We start from the raw sequence: 21,324 nt of genomic DNA on the forward strand, positions 1-21,324 counted from the left end.
AAACAAAGGCATACATCAAGGAGGGACATACATGTTAAAGTGGCAGTCTAAAGAGGGTTATACGAAACTATTAAAAGATCTTGTATCTATACCGAGTATCACAAACCATGACGGAGAAATGTTTATGGCTGAGCATCTCTACCATACTCTTTCTTCTCTTGAATATTTTACGAAGAATCCAGATCATCTTCGTCATCACCCAACTCCTGATGGTCGGAAACTGGTAACAGCATTTGTTCAGAATGATCCAGCTGTAAAAGAAACGATCATTCTCTTAAGTCATTTTGACGTTGTTGCGGTTGAGGACTTTGGTGAGTGGAAGCACCTGGCTTTTCGTCCTGATGAATTGACCGAAAAGATAATAGAAAACAAGGAGCTTCTTCATCCTTTTGTGCAAGATGATCTAAACTCTGGCGAGTGGCTGTTCGGTCGCGGAACAATGGACATGAAAGCAGGAGTCGCCCTTCATATTTCGATGATCGAAAAAGCGGCAACTGGTCATTTTAATGGCAATGTTCTGATGATTTCCGTTCCGGATGAAGAAGTTCATTCAGAGGGAATGCTGGCAGGGGTCAGTGTTTTACGCCAGCTTCAAGAGGAATACGATGTTAAATATATTGCATGTTTAAACGGCGAACCGAGTTTCACAAAATTCCCTGGGGATACCTCTCCTTATATGTATACGGGGTCTACTGGAAAGATTCTGCCCGGCTTTCTTTGCTATGGAAAAGAAACGCACGTCGGAGAACCTCTTGCCGGTATGAACGGAAATGCAATGGCAGCAGAGATTACGAGAGAACTAGAATGGAACGTTGATTATGTTGAAACCTTCCGTGATGAAGCAACTCCAGTACCTGCTAATCTCATTCAAAAAGATTTAAAGGATCACTATTCTGTGCAAATTCCGCACGCAGCAGTAACGCTTTTTAATTTAATGCTGTTTAACAGACCTCTTTCTGAGATTACGAATATGCTCATTAATAGTGCACAAAAAGCAGCCGCATCGCTCGAGAACAGACTCTATAAAAAAAGCCAGCAAGTCTCAAAGATTATTCCTTTCACGCCTAAAAAAGAGAAGATCAAAGTGATCACATTTAATGAACTTTATGAACATGCGGTAGAAAAATATGGTCAGGAAGAACTCGATCGAAGAGAAAACATGCTACAGACCAATAATCCGAACGCAGACGAAAGAGAATTAACGATCCAGTATGTGTTCGAACTTGCGAGCCTCTGCAGGGATTTAGCGCCAATGACGGTACTATTCTATACACCGCCTTTTTATCCGGCTGTATGCTCAAGCGACCATCCATTAATTAAACACACTACCGAAAAAGTGGTTCAGCATGCTCGAGAAAAGTTCAACAGCAAGCTCGTGAACGTGCATTATTTCAGCGGCTTATCTGATTTAAGTTACATCGGTTTTAAAGGAGATGCTCGTGACCTGTCTTCGTTCACAAGCAACTTTCCTCTATTGGGATCAAGGTACAACATTCCTTTTGATGACATGAGAGAGATCGACATACCGGTAATCAACATCGGGCCTCTCGGCAAGGATGCTCATCAATGGACCGAACGGCTTGAGATTAATAAAGTGATGGATGAAACTCACCCTCTAATTGTTTATGCAATGGAAACATTATTTGAAAACAGCAGAAAAAAATAAAGAAGCCTTGCTGAAGCCGAGTGAAAAGCGAAAAACCAGATCTGCAAAAACAGATCTGGTTTTGTTATGCGGAAAAATAGATTTCCTTGATTTTATGGGCAATCTTTTCTATATTGTTTGCCACCTGCTGCACGCCATATCCCATGTAAAGAGGTGAAGTAACAAAGCGCGGCATGATCTTGCAGTACGTTGTTTCGTGATTTTTATAGAAAAATAAATTGTAGCTCGTACAGTTCCTATGAAAATGATTCAGCAAGAAATGCGTTCCCGCTTGTATGCAATCTGCGAACAAGGATAGCTCGGCATCTTTTTCCCAGATAACATTCAGCTCATAAAAGCCTACACGAGGTTTATTTGAAACTGTAAATCTGACGCCTTCCTTTTCAAACACAGGTATTCCTTCAAACTGACTTTCTGAAAAGTCATGCTGACAATCAACCTCGTTCAATCCGATTATCTGCATATGCGGATGCCTGATTGTGCCCCCTGATAATGGTCCATGATTTTTAAAGAACATGACAGAACGGTATTTTCCGCTTTGAATCATTCGCTCCCAATGTTCGATTCCGAAATGAAGGACTTTATAGAGGTGTTCCTTTGTATACTCAGATAATTCCCCTTCGCATTCTTCCGTTTCAATCAGGACAGTTTGGAAGGCTTGATCGAGCACGGTATATTTATTTTTCACTAAAATAATTGAACCGCTTTTATCGAGGACTTCTTCCAGCTCATCGATGCGACAAAAAGGACAAGGAGTATCTCTGTTCTTAATGCTGTTAGGTTTTTGTGCTCCTATATCAGTAAAGAAAGTAATATGTGTATTTTTCATGCTTTTCACCGCTTTTGTTTGTTTCCTTTGTATCTTCTATTTTTATTGGATATTTCCTTTTTCCATGTACGGTTTATCAGAAATTCGCTCCCACTTCAGTATACCTTCTTTTTTTTCAATTGAACCGAGCCAGTCAAAACCGAATTCAATCTGAAGTCTTTCAGCAAGCATGTCATCTTCAGTTTCTCCTGCTGTATATACTTTTACATTAACATAATTCCAAAGCTCTCCCAAGTAATCCTGTGCTTCATATGGTTCATTCAATGTTAAATGGGATACTTCTTTTAAGTAGGATTTCGTTAAGTTCATCTGTTCTTCTCGGGACAAATCATCTGGAAATATGATATGAACCGTTAATGTATCACCTTTTTGGTAAGCGTCTACACCTGTTACATTATGATGATTCCTCATATCGTGCCTTGCTTTTGTCAAGATCGCCTGATTGGCATAGGGAATCTTAACCATCTGTTCAGCTTCCTTTTGTTCTACTTTTGATGGTGTGCTCTGGGCGAACTGAATAAATATAAAGATGAAAGCTACACCAAGTGCCAAACTCAGACTTTGATGAAACCAATGATATAGCCAGCTTTTAGGAGCAGGAGGTCTGTTTAGATCACGGGTCTTCTGCAGAACCTTCTGTCTATGTTCTTCTTTCAAAGTAATATTTTTCATTCGGCCATTGTTTAATATTTCAGGCAGCTGCTTTAGAGGATCTTCCATGATTTCATCTCCCCTTCTCCAATTTTCGCCGCAGCATTTCTCGTCCGCGCTGAAGCAATGTTCGGATCGTCGGCTCTTTTTTATGTAAAATCTGGCTTATTTCACTAACTGATAGTTCTTTATAATAGAAGAGAAGTATGACTTCCCTATATTTGAGAGGAAGCTTTAATACCTCATCTGCCAAAGCTTCGTGTTCACTTTTTTGTACAATCGTAAGTTCTGGCGTTAAAGAAGAGAACTGTTTGGATTTTCCAAACCGGTCTATGACATGAATGTACTTTTTCCAACCGCTTCTAAGGTAGTCTTTACAGATGTTAACGGTAATTGCATAGACCCACGTTTTAACAGATGATTCACTCCGGAAATTATCTTTATGGACAAAGCATTTCACAAACACTTCTTGAGCTAAATCCTCTGCTAGTTTTCTGTCTTTAACATAGGTATAAGCAAGTCTGATCACTTTGTCTTCATACAACTCCATGATCTGTATCAGCCATTCTTCTTGACTTAGCCCTTGTGAAAAAAGCTCTTGTTCCCCACTGCTGCGTATCATTTTCAAGTCCTCTCCCCCTTTCCACCCTTACGTAAAACTTAGACGATTGAACAGATTAATTTTATTCAAATTTTTAGAGGAGCGGTTAATTTCCGCTCCAGGATGCTCGCTTTCCGCGGGGCGTGCGGTGAGCCTCCTCGGCGAACGGCGCCTGTGGGGTCTCACCTGTCCCGCTGCTCCCGCAGGAGTCTCGCACCTTACGCTCCAATTAACTTTATCAACGGTTGCCTTTCAAAATCTTTTGAAAGAACCTTTTAAAAGGATGCAGTAATTGGAAAAGCGATGGGATGACCGGCAATCGGAAGCTTCCCTTTCACCATAAGCGTTCCATCCTTTTTTAACGTTTGCAGGTCCTTCATTTGTGTCATTTGATCAGGTGTAAAGTGCATTTCTACCTTCTTAAACACCTCAGGAACCACACTGCAGATTTCACTTAGATTCACAGAATTTTTTGCGACCACATCGTAAAGCTTTAGTTTTTGATCAGTAACCTCGTAAACTAGCAGCAAATCCAAAGATTCACTATAGAACAGCTTCTCAGAAAAAAATGGGTTGTATAAATTCAAGTACAATGAATGTTCATAGTCTAATGGTGAAAAAACATAGGAGTTGGAATGCTGGCGGGCAAAACAAGACTGTATGAACTCCGCATCTCTCTTCTTTAAAAAATCCAGTTTTTTAAGTGAGCTGTTTCTTATTCTTGTATTTTGAAACGCTTCAGTAACAAATATATGTTCCTCCACTTTCTCAAATCCATACTTTTCATAAAGAGCTGGGGTTTCTGTCTGCAAAAATATAAAAGAGTAATGGTTAGTGAGATCTTCTAATACTAGATTCATCAATTTCTTCATATACCCTTTTCCTCTTTCAGAAGGCAAAGTCATGACGGATTGTATTCCAGCTGCTGCAACGGGTTCCCCACCGATCATCCAACTCATCGGAATGACTGAAACATTAGCTATTGCACGGTTTTCTTTAAAAATTGTATAGGGACAATAACGAGGGTTCCAAAAACCCCTGTCATAGTAGTCTTGCAGCATATGGGAAGGAATGCCGAATACCTGTTCAAACAGAGGATAAAGAGATTCACGGTGAAACTTATTTATGAGCTGACTTTTTTGTAATGTAACTTCCATAGTTATACCTACTTTTTAATTAATCTATCAATCTAAATATACCATTTAAATCCCATTAAAATACAAATCATTACACAGATAAGTAGATTTATGTTTCAATGTGTAACATTTTGAAATATAAATGTAATATTATTTCGCGATAATTGACCCCCTAACAATGTTATAATCACTTTTGTAAAGAAATTGGCAACATTTGCACTTACAAGGAGGAGTACCCATTTTGAAACGCAAGCTTGTGATGGCTACATTGTCTCTCAGTCTAGCTTTTAGTACATATACGGTATCGGCAGAAACCCTGTCTTCTATAAAGGAAAAGAAAGAACAAAACCGTTCTGAACAACACAAAAAAGAAAACGAATTACAAGATAATCATGCAGAGCAAGATGAAATTGTCACTCAAATAGAAGAGTTAAAGAGTTCTATAGATAAAACAATTAAAGAGATTAGTAATAAAAAAGATTCAATCAAAGAAACAAAAGCTTCTATTGAAAAGCTAAAGAAAGAAATTGACGTTCTTGAGAAAAGAATTAAAGAACGCGATGAGCTTTTAAAAGAACGCGTAAGCTCCATGTATGAAAGCGGCGGCGCTGTAAATTACCTGGATGTTATTTTAGGGGCAAAAGATTTTGGTGATTTTCTTGACCGTGTCTTCGCACTGAATGTAATTGCTGAACAAGATAAAGCAATCCTCGAAGAACATAAACAAGATAAAGCAGCAGTGGAAGAGAAAAAAGGAAAAGTTGAAAGTGAACTTTCCTCTCTTAATAACGAATTAAATGATTTGGAAAACTTAAATCAAAAACTGTCTGACCAGAAAAAACAACAAAATAAACTGCTTGCCCAGCTACAAGTTGAAGAAAATCATATTCATGAGGATATGATGGAGCTCAAAGAAAAGAATGAACTTCTTTCAGCTCAAGAAGCGGCTATCAAAGCAGAAATTGCACGTGCGAAGAAAGAAGAAGAAGAGCGCAAAAAGAGAGAAGCTGCAGCAAGAGCGGCGGCAGAAGCAGCGGCAGCTAAAGCAAAAGCGGATGCAGCAGCAAGAGCGAAAAGCTCTTCAAACTCTAGTTCTTCAAGACCAGTTTCACCACCGCCTGCACCAACACCAGATCCCGCTCCTGTATACCGTGACTTCATTTTCCCATCACAAGGGATAATCACGTCTAACTTTGGTTACAGAAGCTCAGGTATGCACTATGGAATGGATATCGCTAAAGGCGGAAGCACTGTACCGATTGTAGCAGCAGCTTCAGGAACAGTATCAAAAGCTTATTATTCAAGCAGTTACGGAAATGTAGTTTATATTAATCATTATATTAATGGTCAATTATATACAACGATTTACGCTCATATGAGATCAACTCCAGCTGTAAGATCAGGACAATCTGTTTCTCAAGGTACGTTCCTGGGCTATCAAGGAAACACAGGAGCTTCACGCGGTCAGCATCTGCACTTTGAGCTTCATAAAGGTCCATGGAATGGTTCAAAATCAAACGCGGTTGACCCAAGACCATATATTCAATAAAAAACATAAAAAGACGCAGAGATATTTGACTCTCTGCGTCTTTTTCATATGACTCCCCCAAGAAGACGGCGCACCGGATGCCGTGTGTATTCTGACATGAGCCGGTAATTCGGCCGGATAATTTCAGCTGTGAGGAATGCCGGTATTGTTGCACCAGGAATTCTTTTTTTGTTAAGTACATCAATAATCTCACCGATTGTACCCGTTCCGATTCCATGTCCGAACACTTGGCCGTTCCCAAGGTCAATCACGTTTTCACCTTGCCATTGCGGCGTATTTGGATGATGTTCAGGGTTTTTAATGTACCTTACATCACCTGGCATTGAAGCTCCGGATGGCACAGCAATAATCTGCAGATCTGCATCATGTTCTGTACTATACAGAAGCAATCCATTAAACAATTGATTAAACATTTTCGTTCCAATTGTCTCAAGCACTGCCTTATAGAGCATAATCATGATAGCAGTTGTACATTCGAAGCCATACCTTTTTCCATTAATGAAAATATCCGTTATGGCATCAGACGGATTGACATCCGGCCGAAGTAAAAATCCGCCATATGCTGTACGTCTCCAATATTGAGGATTACAGCGTGCATTTACAAAAGTGGAAAACCCAGCACCGCTGTCACGCATGGCATAAGCGGCAGCAACGATATTCGAACGCATAATCACTTCAAACAAGAATTGGTGAGGACTTCTGTAATAAAACGATTCTCCAGAATTTTTAAGCTTTTGGCCGATCTGCTTCTGGGTGGCTGTAAGCTGTTTAAAACCAGAGATTTGATCAGTATCTACTGAATAGCCATTAACAAATATCAATTCTCTCCCCCCTGTCTGCACAGGATATTACATACTATGGCACGGAGAGAAAGTTGGTGTTTTTTAAGCGCCTCTATTTTGCAGAAATTGAAATTTGCCACTTATCTCATTAGCATCTTCTTGTCGTTTATTTCTCTTCGCCTGTTTAAAACCTTTAACATTCCTTGTTTCCAGATGCCTTTGAAAGCCTTCTGCCATCATTTGAAAGGCATAAATGCATATTCCAAACATGATCATAGGTCCTAGTGCGATGGCTGGATTCGCATGTATCAGATTATAATAATCACCAATCAACCCTGACCATTCGTTTGTTGTTGATAATGGAGGATCTGCTACATAGGGGTTGTAATCAACATCAGTACCTCCAAAAAACAGTTTGAAATAACCAAGATGAATAAAAATAACTAACACTTGAACACATTGCTGACAGAATACGATTACCAGTTTCGGCAGAACATGAGGCATAACATGCTTAGTGAATATTCTCCACTTACTTGCTCCAAGAACTTTAGCCCCTTCGATAAAATCTTCATTTAAGGAAGAAACAATTAAATTTGCAATTAATGATCCGAGCAGCGGGACAACAAGCAGTGTCAACACAAGTATCTCTATCCCGATCCTTGCTTTATAAGGATAAAGAAAGTATTCTTCCCAGCCTGGCATCCTTAATTGCTCCCACAGAACTGGAGTAAGTATAAAAACAGCTACGATTGTTAAAGGTACAAAATAAAACGAACTCAACAGCTGTTCTAAATTTTTCCTTAACCGATCTGGGGTATACATTGCCAACGGGATGGCAAATAAAAAGCCAACAAATACGCGCAGCACCCCGATTGCAATCACACTGATTAGAGTAAACTTTGCTCCCTGCAGCACTTTCATCGCTGTATCATAGCCTAGTGCATCTGTGCCCATTGGAAACATAAGTGAGGGATTAAATGGTGCCGCACCAATCATATTCATTTCGCCGTCATAAAGAATCTGCACTTGCCGGATTGTACTGTCGAAGAAGAAAGCGAAAATAAGACTTGATCCTATTAGGCCTGCGATAATAGAAAATCCGAACCAAAATTTATAACTTTTAATTATAACGCTTCACTCCTTTTCGAATATCTCATAATTGTCCACTCGAATAGTGCGAAGATAAGGAAAAAGGGAATGACTAAAAGTATCAAACAGGCAGCAAGCATTTCTGGTCTGAAATCATGATACATATAGTGCGTTATGCCATGAATGTTGAAGATGATTTCTACCAGCAGCAGATTTGAAATCATAAACCAAAGCACTGATTTAGAAAAATGGAATATTCCCTCGCTCGTGTTTCTCGTTACATGGAAAACGAGGACATACAGCCTTTTCATCCCTTTAGCTAAACTCGTTTCAACATACTGCTTTCCCATTTCTTCTTCGGTCATCAGTATCATCATTTTATAAAAGTATACAAAAGGCAATAACATGAGACAGGTTATAGGGACGAGATAAATTCTATCTTCTGCACCTAATGAAGCTACATTTGATACCAATACTCCCGTCTTTTTATAGATCAGAACGATCCCCATTTGTACAAGAGCGAAAACAAGGAGATCAGGCAAGGATTCTAAAAAGGTAAGGATATTTTTTATTATTTTTCTTATGAAGTTTGGCAGCATTAAAGTGCCCCATGTTAGAACCTGAGCGAAGCAAAATGCAATGAATAGTGCTCCCAAAAGAATAGTAAGCGAATAAAAATAAGGCCCCCATATATCTTCTAGAAATGGACGTTTTGTGCCTTGATTTAGATAGGTCATTTCATTTAAGCGCAGCATTTCTATGAATACAGCCTTAACTTTCCCAAAATAGGCTGATACGTTTTTATTCATGATTAGTTCAGGTAAACCGCTTATCAATATAATGGATAAAAACGTTAATAAAAGCTGTAATAGCAGCTTTTTTGCTATTTTCATTACACTCCTCCTCCCTGTTTCTTTTATAGACGATTAGCCCGCCGAAAATCATTCATCTCTTTTCTAATAAAGATTACTGCTTATGATTTTTTTCTGTAAAAAAACTTCGTTGAAAGTTGATTGAAGCGCAAGGTGCGAGACTCCAGTGGGACGAGCGGGACAGGTGAGACTCCTAAAGGCGCAAAGCGCGGGGAGGCTCACCGCACGCCCCACGGAAAACGAGCATCCTGGAGCGGAAATCAACCTCTTCATAGCAACCTTTCCAATAGAAGGATAAAAACGAAAAAACAACCCATATTAAGGAAGAGAAATTATGGAATCGAGGATTCAATATGTGGAAGAAAACTGTTATAGGGATTTTACTTACCAGCAGTCTATTTTTGTACCCTGAACCCTACCTCGCAAAAGAACCGTTAACTTATTTTCCAATCGTAAAAAAAGGTGAGATTTTGCAATGGAACAAAGTAAGCGAACTTATTCCAAAAGGGTCAATCTTTAAAGTAATTGATTTGGAAACTGGCTTTTACTTTCGAGTACAGCGAAGAGCCGGAAATCAGCATGCAGATGTCCAGCCTTTAACACATGATGATACAGCCGTTTTAAAGCATTTGTATAACGGTAAATGGAGCTGGAACCGCAGGGCTGTATTGATTCCTGTGAAAGGGAGAATGATTGCCGGAAGCATGCACGGTATGCCTCATGGAGCTGGCGCTTTAGAAAACGGCTTTCCTGGGCATTTCTGCATTCATTTTTCAGGAAGTTCAACTCATCGCTCAAGAAATATTGATCCCTCGCATCAACTGATGATCTTAAAAGCTGGTGACCAGCTAAACCGATACGCCTCAGGAGCGAGTGCAAAGCAAGCAGTGTCTATGTTCCTTGTCGGAATGAAACAGCAGGACTTTAAAATCGCAAAGCCCATTTTGAGTTCAGCTTTGTTAAAGGACTCTCATATTACTGATCTTTTTAAAGGAATAACAAGCATGCAATATGAAATTAAGAAGAAAAGTACAAGATACCCTCCTATTGTGCGTACTGAGATTTCTGCAAAAGTTAAACAGTATGATGAGGACGGCAAGCATAATAAGGTTTATAAATTCTCTTTAGAGCGCAAGTCCATGACAGATGGATGGAAAATAATAAAGATTACGTATTAACATTCCTTGAGCAATTTGCTCAAGGAATTTATTTGTTTCTAAATACGAATAATATTTAACTTTTATTAATTATCGTTCGGTTTTTAGTTGAAATGTGATCGGATAATTGTTATATTTACCAAGGGATAAAACAATTAAAAGAATTCATCTACTTTTCCAAGGGGGATATTATGAATACCCATTATGATGTAATCGTTGTTGGAGCAGGTCCAGCTGGGATATTTACGAGTTATGAACTAACAAGACAACTGCCAGAGGCAAAGATTTTATTGATTGATAAAGGACACGATATTTATGCAAGATCTTGTCCTATCTTAGAAAAGAAAATTAAAAAATGTCCGCCTGCTGCTGGAAGAAAAGAGTTTGCTGGTTGTCTGCCTGCTTGCTCCATTACAAATGGTTTCGGCGGTGCAGGTGCTTATTCAGATGGGAAGTTCAACATCACCTCCGAATTCGGCGGTTGGATGACAGATTATCTTTCAGAAGAAAAAGTTGTGGAACTTATTAAATATGTTGATGAAATTAATCTTGAGCATGGTGCAACGGATTCCATTACAGATCCTCTTACGCCAGAAGTAAAAGATATTGAAAAACGCGGCTATGCTGCAGGCTTGAAGCTGCTGCGTGCACAAGTCCGCCATTTAGGAACTGAACAAAACTTAGAGATTTTAAAAAGTATATATGAGTATTTAAAAACCAGAATTGACATGAAATACAAAGCAGAAGTAGAAGATATCCTTACCGAGCGAACAGAAACGGGATATATATCAAAAGGAATTATTTTAAAGGACGGGACTTCCCTATCTGCTGAAAAGACAGTAATTGTACCAGGACGTGACGGATCTTCATGGCTGACAAAGATTTTAAAGAAGCGCCGTATTAAGATGACCGCAAACCAAGTGGATATTGGTGTCCGTGTAGAAACATCAAATCTTGTGATGGAAGAGATTAATGAGCACCTGTATGAAGGGAAGTTCGTTTTCAATACTTCTGTCGGGACAAAAGTCCGTACATTTTGCTCCAACCCTTCTGGCCATGTCGTGGTTGAAAATCATTCAGGAATCATGCTTGCGAACGGCCATGCATATAAAGACCCTAAGCTTGGGAGCGAGAATACAAACTTCGCTTTACTTGTATCACATCAGTTTGCCGAGCCTTTTGATCAGCCGACAGAATATGCTCATGAGGTATCAAAATTAGCCAACCAGCTTTCAATGGGCGGTCTTGTTGTGCAAAAGTATGGGGATATTCTTAAAGGACGCCGTTCAACTGAGAAACGAATTAAAGAAGGATTTCTGCGTCCTACTCTAAAAGAAGCTGTGCCTGGAGACCTGGGTCTTGTACTTCCTTATAACACAATGAAAAGCCTAATTGAGATGACCGAAGCTCTAGACAAAGTAACACCGGGAATCGCATCTGAACATACGCTTTTTTATGGCGTAGAAGCCAAATTCTATTCTGCACGTCCAAAGCTTGATGATAAGTTTGAATCTGAGATCGGCGGATTATATGTTGGCGGAGACGGAGCTGGGATCACTCGCGGTCTTGCACAAGCAAGTGCATGCGGTGTATGGATCGCTCAAAATGTTGCTGCCAAGTTAAAAGAAAAAATACCTGCAATGGTGTAAATAAAAAACACGATGCGAAGAAGTCGCTCCTTCTGCATCGTGTTTGTTTATTTATGTTGAAAATATGACGATTCTTCCTCTGATCAAGGCAATGATAAAACCAACAACAGCTCCTATAATTGCTGGTATCAGCCACCCGATCCCATCGGCATACAAAGGAATATGGGAGTAAATTTGATCGATCATCCCTAAGTTCATGCCAAACGCTTTTAAGCCATCTGCAATTGATACTAATGAAGTTGCAATGATTGAACCGAGATACACTTCCTGGCGCCCTGAGAATGCGTCATGGAAGAATGATAAGATGATAAGCACAATAGCTACAGGATAAATTGCTGTTAGGACTGGAACAGATATGGTGATCAACTGGCTAAGACCAACATTCGCTACTCCTGCACTAAAGATGCTTAAAACAAGAATTACAACTTTATAAGGCAGCTTCGGAAACATTTTATGAGCAAATTCGCCCGTAGCTGTTACAAGTCCAACAGATGTTGTTAAACAAGCAAGTGCCACTGCTAACCCTAGTAAGAGGTTCCCCGGCTCTCCAAACAGCTGAAAAACTACATTTGTTAAGATTTGTCCGCCATTCTCCGATTTACCAAGAGTCTGGCTTGTTGCGCCAAGATATGCAAGGATGCCATAAACGCCTGCTAAACATACAGCTGCAATGACACCAGCTTTTATAACCATCTTCGTTACAGTTTCTTTTTTCATGCCTGGTTTTTTTACGGCAGAGATTACTACGATTCCAAAAGCCAGAGCACCAAGCGTATCCATCGTTAAATATCCATCCATGAATCCTTTAACCAGTGGGCCGCTCTCGTATTCTGGTGTCGCCTTGCCAAGTTTTCCGACAGGTGTAATTAGCGCTTTTACAAGTACGGATCCAATAATCAAAAGCAATAATGGCGTTAAAATATTCCCGATTCGATCCACTAACTTTGAGGGATTTAACGCAAGCCAATACGTAATCGCAAAAAATACAACTGTAAAAAGAAACAACAGCAATTCTGTATTTATTCCTTCAGGAAGGAAAGGCAATGCAGCCATTTCAAATGCTACTGTCCCTGTTCTTGGAATACCAAAGAACGGTCCAATTGCTAAATATAATATTATTGCAAAAACTGCTCCGAATAAGGGATTAACGCGCTCAGTAAGAGTTTGCAATCCCCCGCCTGCTCGTGCTAGTGCGATAACACCTAAAAGCGGCAGACCAACTCCTGTTATGAAAAAGCCAGCCATTGACTGCCAGACCATTTCTCCTGCTGCCTGCCCCAATGCTGGTGGAAAAATTAAATTCCCTGCTCCAAAAAATAATGCAAACAACATTAACCCCACCGAGAGTGTTCGTTTCTCCATGATGTGTTCCTCCTCTGTGGCCATTCAAAAATATCTTTTTTTATCGAAAAATGTCGAAATAATTTAAATTCCATATGTATTTGTATCACGATTAGCGATTGGAGTCAATATTCAGATATAATGAATTTTCTAACAAATTCTAACAAGAATTAAGGACTGAGAAATTTCTCAGTCCTTTGTCTTCCTTTTAACGGTTAGTCGGGAACATACGACGAATCGTCTCATTGAATTCTTTAACGAATCCTGAAACTGGATTACCTTTGTTTATGTCATCAGCCCAGCCATTCATACGGTCAATGAAGTCAGGGTTAGTTGAGACAAATACATCATTAATATCAGGATCTGTATTTCGTACAGTATCTCCGATCATTTTTTCAGTTTCCTTTGTAAGCTTCATGCTTTCGCCGCCTTCAAGCTTAGCAGCTACATAAGCATTGTTATCAGTCACGATAACAGTAGCATCCTCAACTTCTTTTAAATCCGTTACTTTATCAGCTGCTTCGTCTGCAACATCCATACGTGCATTTTCGTCGTATTGGTTGTCCATACCCATATTCATGTTATTGTCCATGTCACGGTCTGCACGATTGTCATAGTTCACTTCTGTCATGTTATTGCGTGCTTCTTCACCCATATCTTTATCGTTATCATTCATTCCGCAAGCTCCAAGGAAAGAAGACAGCATAACGGCCATAGAAGTAACTAAGATTGCCTTTTTCATTTTGATGACACTCCTTTGTAAATATTTTTTGACTGTCATCTTATAAAATTTGTAGGTATGAGGGAAAATATACATGGCGACAAGTTTTAACAGTACGTAAAAGCCGAATAAAAAAAACGCTCCCTAAAGGAAGCGATTTTTATTTAAACCATTCATTTGAATATGTGCTTTTATTTTTCGGCTTGAAGATCAGCCAAGCAATTAAACATAGTGCTAGCAGAGAGAATGCGTAAATACCGATTTTATGAATGACATCCATCACAATGTACCAGCGTCCTGCAAGCTGATAACCGATTAAAATGAAGAATGAGCACCAAAAAACAGCACCGCAGTATGCGTAAACAGCAAACTGTCTAAATTTTAAAGAATACATGCCGGCAAAATAAGCAGTAAGATGCCTGACGCCAGGAACAAAATAACCAAAAAACAATGCAGTTTTTCCGTATTTTGAAAAGAAGCGCTGCGTTTTATTTATTTTTTCATCGGATATCCCAACTTTAGGACCTAATTTATATAATAATGGCTTTCCGCATACCGTTCCAAAATAATAGCTTCCCGTTATACCTGATAGCGCTCCCAAAAATGCACTTAATACAGCGGGTACCATAGGCAGGTCACCAGCAAATATAAAATAACCGATCGTAGCTAAAAGAATCTCATCGGGAATCGGTAATCCAATTATGCCTAAAGCTAATAATAGAAAAATACCGAAATAGCTATATTGATAAATAATATTTATTAAGTCAAATTCCATGACGTCACCAACTTCTTTTTTTACACCTTCTACCATTGTACCGATAATATGGGGTATTTGGAAAGAGGAAAACAAAAATTGTTAAGAAAATGTGTCTATCTTAACATATGCAAACTTGGACGAGATGGACACTAATCTATAAATAACGACATATCTCGCCACGCATAACATTCCTCATATAGTTGCTGATTCCCAATAGTAATCAACGCTTCATCTATCTTTTTCCCACCAAGTGAAATATATGCTTTTTTTGCAGGATTATCTCTTAAAACCCACACCCGCCAGCTCTGATCCCTCAAAGACTAGCAAACATCTACTCTGGTCGACCGCTTCTCCTATTTCTTCTTTTCTTCGGTCTGTTCCTATCATTTCTTTATCTAATAAAACGATATTTTCCAAATCTGTGTTTTCCGCCTTTAGTATTTTCACTGTTTCCCTCTTTCTTTTTTGTTCTTTCCCCCACATTTGCTACAATATGAAAAAAGAACAGGAGTTGAGAAAATGCCTATCGCAGATATTACAATCATTCCAATCGGCACTGAAACCCCAAGTGTAAGTTCCTATGTAGCAGAAATACAAAAGGTACTTCAGCAAAATGAAGGTAAAGTAAAATATCAGCTCACACCGATGAGCACATTGATCGAAGGTGAACTTCCCGATCTTTTTGACGTGATCCAGCAGCTTCACGAAGTTCCTTTTGCAAATGGCATTCAGCGCGTTGCTACAAACATTCGCATCGATGACCGCCGCGATAAAAAATCGACGATGGAAGATAAACTGCAAGCGGTTGAGGCGCAGCTGAATCGCTCGTAAATCTTAGGAACCGCTCGTAAATCTCGGGAACCGCTCGTAAATCTTGGGAACCGCTCGTAAATCTTGGGAACCGCTCGTAAATCTTGGGAACCGCTCGTAAATCTTGGGAACCGCTCGTTCAGCAATCATAAACTTTGCTGAACGAGCATAAATCCCCTCGAACGCGCATAAATCTTCGCGAACGAGCATAAATCCTTCGAAGCGAGCATAAATCTCCGCGAACGAGCATAAATCCTCCGAAGCGAGCATAAATCTCCACGAACGAGCATAAATCCCTCAGAGCGAGCATAAATCTTCACATTTAGAAAAAAGCTTACTCTTTACAGGCCGTTTCAGCCCGCTAGAGTAAGCTTTTCTTCTATTATTCTCCTTTAGTAGATGTTACTTCTGCTTTTTCTTTCGTTCCTGCAGCGTTTGGTTCTTTTTTAGCAAATTCGATGCGAAGGTCGTCAATGCTTTGACGAACGTTTCCTTTACCTGAGAAGTTTTCTAGCATTTCTTTTACATCAATCCCAGATGAAGCTTTCAATGATTCTTGCAATGTTGACATCAAGTTTGTTGCATATCCCGTAATGCGGTTCGCTCCGCCGTTTTCACCGCCGCCTGTATCAACGACAGTGATCTTATCGATATTAGATAGTGGTGCTGCAATCTGTTTCGCATATTCCGGAAGCATCTTGATCATCATATCCATCATTGCTGCCTGGCCGTATAGTTCGAACGCTTCTGCGATCTTTTGCTTCGCTTCCGCTTCTGCAAGACCTTTCAGGCGGATAACTTCAGCTTCAGTTTCCCCTTTAGCACGTTCTGCTTCTGCTCTGGAAAGACCGTCTAGTCGAACTTTTTCCGCTTCCGCCTTTGCCATTGCTTCTACACGGTACTTATGTGCATCTGCTTCTGCAACTTGTTTGCGCTTTTCTGCCTCTGCTGATTGTTCAACTGCGTATCTGTCAGCGTCCGCTTTCTTCTTCACTTCTGAATCATACTGCTTTTCACGGCGCAGAATCTCTTTTTCTTCAAGCTCGATCTGCTTTTGACGCTCGATGATTTTAATTTGCATCTGCTGTTCTGTAACCTGCTGTTTTGCGATTGCTTCTTCTAAATGATAAGCCTGGTCAGCACGTGCTTTTGCAACATCTTGTTCACGACGGTATTCGGCTACCTTTAACTGATTCATCTTTTCAGCTTCCGCTACTTCTGTTGCACGACCAAGCTCAGATTGCTTTGCTTCTTTATCGGCTTCAGCACGCTTGATGCGTGTTTCTTTTTCGGCCTCTGCCATTGCCATATCAGCATCACGCTTGATTTGTGCAATACGCGGCTTACCGAGTGCATCAAGATAACCGTTTTTGTCACGCAGGTCCTTAATGGTAAATGAAACGATGATTAATCCCATTTTTGCTAGATCCTGTGAAGCAACACGCTGAACTTCTTGAGAAAATTTCTCACGGTTTTTATAGATTTCTTCAACAGTCATGGAACCTAGAATCGAACGCAAATGCCCTTCTAAAACTTCACGTGCTTCGTTTTCACGATCTTCTTTTAACTTTCCTAAAAACTGTTCCGCAGCTGTTGCAATTTCACCGATCGAACTTCCCACTTTGATGATCGCTGTTCCGTCAGCCATAACAGGAACACCTTGTTCTGTATACACTTCTGGCGTTTGAACATCCAGTTTGCTCGTTAATAAGCTTAGAGGTTTCGCTTGCTGGAATACTGGAAGAACGAACGTCCCGCCTCCGCGTACGATTTTAATTCTGTTGCCTGACTCATCGATATTCACATTTTTGCTACCTAAGAAGCTTCCTGTTACGATCAACGCTTCATCAGGACTTGCTGTACGGTACTTTGTAATAAAAACACTAATAAGAGCTGCTAGCAGAAAAACCGCAATTCCAATTACAATAAATAGTGGCGAAAAACTCATGAAATCCCCTCCAGATTAATGAAAATATGTTTGTTCAACTTGCTCATAACGCATAACCGAAACGACACCTTTTTGAATATCGATAATTAAGATCTTTTCACCTTGCTGAATCGGCTTGTTATCCATGCTTACAGCGGACTTTGAGATTCTTCCGCTTATTCCTTCTATTAATATCTCTCCAAAACCATCAGTCGGTACAGACGTAATGACTGTACCTACTCTTCCTTTTAAATCCTCATCCCGATAAGCCAATGATTCTTCTGCCGATCGAATAGGTGTTAAAACAAAAACATTTAAAAGGGTTACGAGTAAAATGGAAAGCAGACAGCTGAACACAAGGATGAACCAGCTATTGATGCCGGTCATAACCTCCAGCAGATAACCAGAAGCGCTGCCGATCGTAAGGAAGGAAAGAATAAGTGCCGGATGCAAGAATTCCATCGCTGCATCAAGCATGTCACCAAATAGAATATAAACAAACGTGATACATCCAAAAACGATGAAACTTCCTAAGTATATGGTTGATAACGGATACCCGAACAGTTCCATGGTCATCTCTCCCTATCCCTTTTTTGAACTATTGTTTTTAGATAACAAGCCCCCCATGTCGAATTTCTTTAACCATATCAAAAAGAATAAGAAAAAAATGTAAAATTTTGTCGACAGTAATATGAATTCCAATATTGGTTGTATATGTAAATTTACGGATGACTAAATAAAAAGTTTCAGTTTGTTAAGAATTTTTTGTATAATTTTGTTAATGAGAGGATGGGATGTATGTATACAGAAGATTTGTGGATACATTTGAAAAGACATGAAAACAAAGAAGATGCTATTCCTATGAAAAAATACATGAGGGATCAGTTTGAATTCTTTGGTTTGCGTTCACCAGTTTTGAAAGAAAGCCTTAAAGCTTTTATTCAAGAAAAAGGACTTCCTCATCCCGAAGAACTGCCTTCATTTTTAAAAGAAGGCTGGGCTAAACCTGAACGTGAAATGCAATATGCAGGGCTAACGATTGCTGATAAGCTAAAAAAGCATATGACTAAGAGCGACATTGAGTGGATTGAATATATCATTATAAATAAAAGCTGGTGGGATACTATCGATCACATAGCTAAAAACATTGCGGGCTATTATTTTAAAAAGTTTCCTGAAGAAATAGTTCCTGTAACAGAGCGATGGATTGCATCTGAAAATATCTGGCTGATGAGGTCAGCCATTCTGTTTCAATTGGGGTATAAGGAAAATACCGATAAAGAACTGCTAGCACACATTATTAAAGAGACAAAATATGAGACAGACTTCTTTATTCGTAAAGGCATCGGCTGGGCATTGCGTGAATACGCAAAGGTCAATCCAGAGTGGGTGTGGGAGTTCGTACAAACAGAAGAATTAAGTCCGCTTTCTTGTAAGGAAGCAATCAAAAATATTAAAAAAACAAAGTAGCCGTCATGATTAACGGCTGCTTTTTTCATATTTATGATGGAATGCCTAATTTAGAAACAACATATCTTATCGCATTACGGAATGACACAAAGGATTTCTGATCTGTATCAATACCGAGAGCAACCATGTTCTTAACCATGTCTTGCTTAAATCCGCAATAAAGGACTTCAGCCCCCATTAATTCAACCGTTGTTGTCAGCTTCTGAATTTCCTGGCCTAAATCAGGGTCCTCTACCGTCGTAATTCCTGAAAAATCTATAATGACAAACTCAGCATGATAATTTAAACATTCGTTTAATAATTTGCTCGTCAAATTTTCCATTCTTTCTAATGTTAACTCACCAATAAGCGGTACGAGGAGTGTATTTTCCGCTATTGTCGGCAATATTGGAGTAGATAATTCATTGATTAGCGCTTTTGTTTTTTCCTTTTCTTTTTCACGCTCTGTAATATCCCTCCAAGTCAGGATAAACCCTAGTTTTTCTTGTTTGATAATGAGTTCCTTTACAACCAGTCTTGCGATAAATTTATTAAACAGGACAAGCTGCATGTCGATTGGAAAATCACCTTTTTGTAGCATTTCTTCCTGATAAGAAGGATTTTTATGAAAACGGGCAATCGGAGTGCCGATCAGATCTTCCGCTTTATCTAATCTAAAATAAGATTTTATGGATTCAATAAATTCTTTTCCAGATTCATTCATCCAAGCAACCTTATAGTCTAAATCAATAATAAAGATATTTTCCTCTAAACAATTAAGTGTATCTGTAATGGTATCCTCTAAATGGTAAACCATAAAAAGCTATCCCCTTCTCTCATTTCCTGTATCTATCATATCCGAGTTCGACAAAATCTTCTATAGAATTCCTCTATATTCTCAAGTTTTCCAGCACATTCCACATTAAATGTAAGCGCTGTCTTAATCTTTACAAAGATATCTGTTGTAACCCACCTTAACACCATGTAAAATGTCCCTATCAAACATACAAGTGTATTTCTCAGAAAAACATAAGGGGTGGATGAAATGGTAAATCATGTTTCTGTAGGACTTTTAGGATTAGGTACAGTTGGCAGCGGTGTCGTTAGAATGATTGAAGGTAACCGTGAAGAACTTCAGCATCGTGTTGGTTGTCCGGTTTATATTGAAAAAATCTTAGTTCAAAACATCGAAAAAGAACGTCTAGTAGCAATCAAAAAAGACTGGCTGACACAGCAGCCACAAGAAGTACTAGAAAACCCCGATATTCATGTCGTCATTGAAGTAATGGGAGGCATCGAGCTTGCCCGTGAATATATCACGCTTGCTCTGCAAAATAAAAAACATGTGATCACAGCAAATAAAGATCTCATGGCACTTCATGGAGCTGAACTTCTGCAAGTTGCCCAACAAAACGGATGCGATCTTTTCTATGAAGCAAGTGTTGCAGGGGGAATCCCCATTATCCGTTCCCTCGTCGACGGACTTGCATCTGACCGTATCACAAAAATGATGGGGATCGTGAACGGAACAACGAATTATATCCTCACTAAAATGGATAAACAGCAGCGGAATTATGAAGAAGTTCTAAAAGAAGCGCAATCACTCGGTTATGCAGAAGCTGATCCGACTTCAGATGTTGAAGGGATTGATGCAGCAAGGAAAATGGCGATTTTATCAACTCTCGGGTTTTCAATGCATATTCATCTTGATGATGTAAACGTAACTGGTATTTCGAGAGTGACACAAGAAGATCTCGAATATGCGAGACAATTTGGCTATACACTTAAGCTAATTGGCAACGCTAAGAAAGATAACGGAAAAGTAGAAATCAGTGTAGAACCTACATTGCTGCCGGATTCTCATCCCTTAGCAAGTGTGCAGAATGAATATAATGCTGTTTATGTATATGGAGAATCCGTTGGGGAGACTATGTTTTTCGGACCTGGTGCCGGCCAGCTTCCAACAGCTACATCCGTCGTTTCAGATCTCGTTGCTGTAGTCAAAAATATGCGTTTAGGTGTAAACGGAAAAAGCGCTGTTGCCCCGCAATTTGATAAACAATTAAAGCAGCCTGAGGAGATCGATGGAAAGTTCTTTTATAGATTGCATATTAAAGATGAAGCAGGCGCATTCTCAGCGATCACTTCCCTCTTCGCACTTCATGAGATCTCTTTGGAAAAATTAATCCAGAGTCCCGTTGATGAAAAAGGTGTTGCGGAAGTAGTAATCGTCACTCATGGCACGAACAAGCAGCAAGACAACCGAGTGTATAATTTGCTGCGTGATTCAGATGTTGTTCAGGAAATTAAAAGTCATTACAGAGTGGAGGGAGCTTAA

General features: G+C 39.5%; 21 protein-coding genes. 7 read left to right on the top strand and 14 right to left on the bottom strand.

Going from position 1 to position 21,324, the window contains the following annotated elements:
• The first annotated feature begins 31 nt into the window (after positions 1 to 31).
• The gene (locus tag ACFQ4X_RS12720; protein ID WP_379835625.1) at positions 32 to 1,666 is read left to right on the top strand and encodes a M20/M25/M40 family metallo-hydrolase; all 1,635 of its coding nucleotides are present in this window, start codon (positions 32 to 34) and stop codon (positions 1,664 to 1,666) included.
• 64 nt (positions 1,667 to 1,730) lie between these two features.
• On the opposite strand, the gene ACFQ4X_RS12725 is transcribed toward ACFQ4X_RS12720, so the two are convergent.
• The 4 genes from ACFQ4X_RS12725 to ACFQ4X_RS12740 form a co-directional block, all read right to left on the bottom strand.
• Positions 1,731 to 2,495, bottom strand: a complete 765-nt coding sequence (locus ACFQ4X_RS12725; RefSeq protein ID WP_379835627.1) for a DUF4931 domain-containing protein — start codon at positions 2,493 to 2,495, stop codon at positions 1,731 to 1,733.
• A 42-nt stretch (positions 2,496 to 2,537) separates the two neighbouring features.
• Positions 2,538 to 3,215, bottom strand: a complete 678-nt coding sequence (locus tag ACFQ4X_RS12730; RefSeq protein WP_379835629.1) for a hypothetical protein — start codon at positions 3,213 to 3,215, stop codon at positions 2,538 to 2,540.
• 4 nt (positions 3,216 to 3,219) lie between these two features.
• Entirely contained in the window at positions 3,220 to 3,768 is a 549-nt protein-coding gene (locus ACFQ4X_RS12735; protein ID WP_379837160.1) for a sigma-70 family RNA polymerase sigma factor, read from the bottom strand.
• A gap of 254 nt (positions 3,769 to 4,022) precedes the next feature.
• Positions 4,023 to 4,904 (bottom strand): GNAT family N-acetyltransferase, encoded by an 882-nt coding sequence (locus ACFQ4X_RS12740; RefSeq protein WP_379835631.1) that lies wholly within the window; start codon positions 4,902 to 4,904, stop codon positions 4,023 to 4,025.
• 220 nt (positions 4,905 to 5,124) lie between these two features.
• Here ACFQ4X_RS12740 and ACFQ4X_RS12745 point away from each other — a divergent pair, with 220 nt between their 5' ends.
• Positions 5,125 to 6,432 carry a murein hydrolase activator EnvC family protein gene (locus ACFQ4X_RS12745; RefSeq protein WP_379835633.1) on the top strand — a complete coding sequence of 436 codons (1,308 nt, stop codon included), beginning with the start codon at positions 5,125 to 5,127 and terminating at the stop codon, positions 6,430 to 6,432.
• Between the two features lie 44 nt (positions 6,433 to 6,476).
• Here ACFQ4X_RS12745 and ACFQ4X_RS12750 read toward each other — a convergent pair whose 3' ends face one another.
• The 3 genes from ACFQ4X_RS12750 to ACFQ4X_RS12760 form a co-directional block, all read right to left on the bottom strand.
• A complete protein-coding gene (locus ACFQ4X_RS12750; protein ID WP_379835635.1) occupies positions 6,477 to 7,253 on the bottom strand; it encodes a protein-glutamine gamma-glutamyltransferase in 777 nt (258 codons plus the stop codon).
• 63 nt (positions 7,254 to 7,316) lie between these two features.
• Entirely contained in the window at positions 7,317 to 8,216 is a 900-nt protein-coding gene (locus ACFQ4X_RS12755) for an ABC transporter permease subunit (RefSeq protein ID WP_379835637.1), read from the bottom strand.
• A 122-nt stretch (positions 8,217 to 8,338) separates the two neighbouring features.
• Positions 8,339 to 9,196, bottom strand: coding sequence for an ABC transporter permease subunit (locus tag ACFQ4X_RS12760; protein WP_379835639.1), 858 nt, complete (start codon positions 9,194 to 9,196; stop codon positions 8,339 to 8,341).
• Positions 9,197 to 9,528: 332 nt separating this feature from the next.
• Here ACFQ4X_RS12760 and ACFQ4X_RS12765 point away from each other — a divergent pair, with 332 nt between their 5' ends.
• Together ACFQ4X_RS12765 and ACFQ4X_RS12770 are read left to right on the top strand one after the other, a co-directional pair.
• The gene (locus ACFQ4X_RS12765) at positions 9,529 to 10,353 is read left to right on the top strand and encodes a hypothetical protein (RefSeq protein WP_379835641.1); all 825 of its coding nucleotides are present in this window, start codon (positions 9,529 to 9,531) and stop codon (positions 10,351 to 10,353) included.
• 170 nt (positions 10,354 to 10,523) lie between these two features.
• Entirely contained in the window at positions 10,524 to 11,981 is a 1,458-nt protein-coding gene (locus ACFQ4X_RS12770) for an NAD(P)/FAD-dependent oxidoreductase (RefSeq protein ID WP_379835643.1), read from the top strand.
• Positions 11,982 to 12,032: 51 nt separating this feature from the next.
• On the opposite strand, the gene brnQ is transcribed toward ACFQ4X_RS12770, so the two are convergent.
• The 4 genes from brnQ to ACFQ4X_RS12790 form a co-directional block, all read right to left on the bottom strand.
• A complete protein-coding gene (gene brnQ, locus ACFQ4X_RS12775) occupies positions 12,033 to 13,343 on the bottom strand; it encodes a branched-chain amino acid transport system II carrier protein (RefSeq protein ID WP_379835645.1) in 1,311 nt (436 codons plus the stop codon).
• Positions 13,344 to 13,530: 187 nt separating this feature from the next.
• Positions 13,531 to 14,064: a YhcN/YlaJ family sporulation lipoprotein gene (locus tag ACFQ4X_RS12780; protein ID WP_379835647.1), complete on the bottom strand. Its 534-nt coding sequence runs from the start codon at positions 14,062 to 14,064 to the stop codon at positions 13,531 to 13,533.
• Between the two features lie 139 nt (positions 14,065 to 14,203).
• Complete coding sequence (locus ACFQ4X_RS12785) at positions 14,204 to 14,818, bottom strand: DedA family protein (RefSeq protein WP_379835649.1); 615 nt, start codon at positions 14,816 to 14,818, stop codon at positions 14,204 to 14,206.
• Positions 14,819 to 15,076: 258 nt separating this feature from the next.
• Positions 15,077 to 15,247: a hypothetical protein gene (locus ACFQ4X_RS12790; protein ID WP_379835651.1), complete on the bottom strand. Its 171-nt coding sequence runs from the start codon at positions 15,245 to 15,247 to the stop codon at positions 15,077 to 15,079.
• 72 nt (positions 15,248 to 15,319) lie between these two features.
• On the opposite strand from ACFQ4X_RS12790, the gene ACFQ4X_RS12795 reads away from it, so the two are divergent.
• Positions 15,320 to 15,631 (top strand): MTH1187 family thiamine-binding protein, encoded by a 312-nt coding sequence (locus ACFQ4X_RS12795; RefSeq protein WP_379835653.1) that lies wholly within the window; start codon positions 15,320 to 15,322, stop codon positions 15,629 to 15,631.
• Positions 15,632 to 15,992: 361 nt separating this feature from the next.
• Here ACFQ4X_RS12795 and ACFQ4X_RS12800 read toward each other — a convergent pair whose 3' ends face one another.
• Both ACFQ4X_RS12800 and ACFQ4X_RS12805 read right to left on the bottom strand, forming a co-directional pair.
• On the bottom strand, positions 15,993 to 17,558 hold the full coding sequence (locus ACFQ4X_RS12800; RefSeq protein WP_379835655.1) for an SPFH domain-containing protein: 1,566 nt from the start codon (positions 17,556 to 17,558) through the stop codon (positions 15,993 to 15,995).
• A gap of 15 nt (positions 17,559 to 17,573) precedes the next feature.
• The gene (locus tag ACFQ4X_RS12805; RefSeq protein WP_379835657.1) at positions 17,574 to 18,107 is read right to left on the bottom strand and encodes an NfeD family protein; all 534 of its coding nucleotides are present in this window, start codon (positions 18,105 to 18,107) and stop codon (positions 17,574 to 17,576) included.
• A 228-nt stretch (positions 18,108 to 18,335) separates the two neighbouring features.
• Here ACFQ4X_RS12805 and ACFQ4X_RS12810 point away from each other — a divergent pair, with 228 nt between their 5' ends.
• On the top strand, positions 18,336 to 19,007 hold the full coding sequence (locus tag ACFQ4X_RS12810; protein WP_379835659.1) for a DNA alkylation repair protein: 672 nt from the start codon (positions 18,336 to 18,338) through the stop codon (positions 19,005 to 19,007).
• Between the two features lie 31 nt (positions 19,008 to 19,038).
• On the opposite strand, the gene ACFQ4X_RS12815 is transcribed toward ACFQ4X_RS12810, so the two are convergent.
• Complete coding sequence (locus ACFQ4X_RS12815; RefSeq protein WP_379835661.1) at positions 19,039 to 19,803, bottom strand: STAS domain-containing protein; 765 nt, start codon at positions 19,801 to 19,803, stop codon at positions 19,039 to 19,041.
• Positions 19,804 to 20,031: 228 nt separating this feature from the next.
• On the opposite strand from ACFQ4X_RS12815, the gene ACFQ4X_RS12820 reads away from it, so the two are divergent.
• Entirely contained in the window at positions 20,032 to 21,324 is a 1,293-nt protein-coding gene (locus tag ACFQ4X_RS12820) for a homoserine dehydrogenase (protein ID WP_379835663.1), read from the top strand.

The organism is Fictibacillus halophilus, from assembly GCF_042680145.1.
Classification (GTDB): Bacteria; Bacillota; Bacilli; order Bacillales; family Fictibacillaceae; genus Fictibacillus; species Fictibacillus halophilus_A.

Coding starts and splice junctions, on each gene's coding strand:
- ACFQ4X_RS12810 (WP_379835659.1), top strand. CDS start 18,336: ATGTATACAGAAGATTTGTGGATACATTTGAAAAGACATGAAAACAAA.
- ACFQ4X_RS12720 (WP_379835625.1), top strand. CDS start 32: ATGTTAAAGTGGCAGTCTAAAGAGGGTTATACGAAACTATTAAAAGAT.
- ACFQ4X_RS12740 (WP_379835631.1), bottom strand. CDS start 4,904: ATGGAAGTTACATTACAAAAAAGTCAGCTCATAAATAAGTTTCACCGT.
- ACFQ4X_RS12730 (WP_379835629.1), bottom strand. CDS start 3,215: ATGGAAGATCCTCTAAAGCAGCTGCCTGAAATATTAAACAATGGCCGA.
- ACFQ4X_RS12770 (WP_379835643.1), top strand. CDS start 10,524: ATGAATACCCATTATGATGTAATCGTTGTTGGAGCAGGTCCAGCTGGG.
- brnQ (WP_379835645.1), bottom strand. CDS start 13,343: ATGGAGAAACGAACACTCTCGGTGGGGTTAATGTTGTTTGCATTATTT.
- ACFQ4X_RS12765 (WP_379835641.1), top strand. CDS start 9,529: ATGTGGAAGAAAACTGTTATAGGGATTTTACTTACCAGCAGTCTATTT.
- ACFQ4X_RS12820 (WP_379835663.1), top strand. CDS start 20,032: ATGGTAAATCATGTTTCTGTAGGACTTTTAGGATTAGGTACAGTTGGC.
- ACFQ4X_RS12795 (WP_379835653.1), top strand. CDS start 15,320: ATGCCTATCGCAGATATTACAATCATTCCAATCGGCACTGAAACCCCA.
- ACFQ4X_RS12805 (WP_379835657.1), bottom strand. CDS start 18,107: ATGGAACTGTTCGGGTATCCGTTATCAACCATATACTTAGGAAGTTTC.
- ACFQ4X_RS12785 (WP_379835649.1), bottom strand. CDS start 14,818: ATGGAATTTGACTTAATAAATATTATTTATCAATATAGCTATTTCGGT.
- ACFQ4X_RS12735 (WP_379837160.1), bottom strand. CDS start 3,768: ATGATACGCAGCAGTGGGGAACAAGAGCTTTTTTCACAAGGGCTAAGT.
- ACFQ4X_RS12780 (WP_379835647.1), bottom strand. CDS start 14,064: ATGAAAAAGGCAATCTTAGTTACTTCTATGGCCGTTATGCTGTCTTCT.
- ACFQ4X_RS12755 (WP_379835637.1), bottom strand. CDS start 8,216: ATGAATATGATTGGTGCGGCACCATTTAATCCCTCACTTATGTTTCCA.
- ACFQ4X_RS12725 (WP_379835627.1), bottom strand. CDS start 2,495: ATGAAAAATACACATATTACTTTCTTTACTGATATAGGAGCACAAAAA.
- ACFQ4X_RS12815 (WP_379835661.1), bottom strand. CDS start 19,803: ATGGTTTACCATTTAGAGGATACCATTACAGATACACTTAATTGTTTA.
- ACFQ4X_RS12800 (WP_379835655.1), bottom strand. CDS start 17,558: ATGAGTTTTTCGCCACTATTTATTGTAATTGGAATTGCGGTTTTTCTG.
- ACFQ4X_RS12760 (WP_379835639.1), bottom strand. CDS start 9,196: ATGAAAATAGCAAAAAAGCTGCTATTACAGCTTTTATTAACGTTTTTA.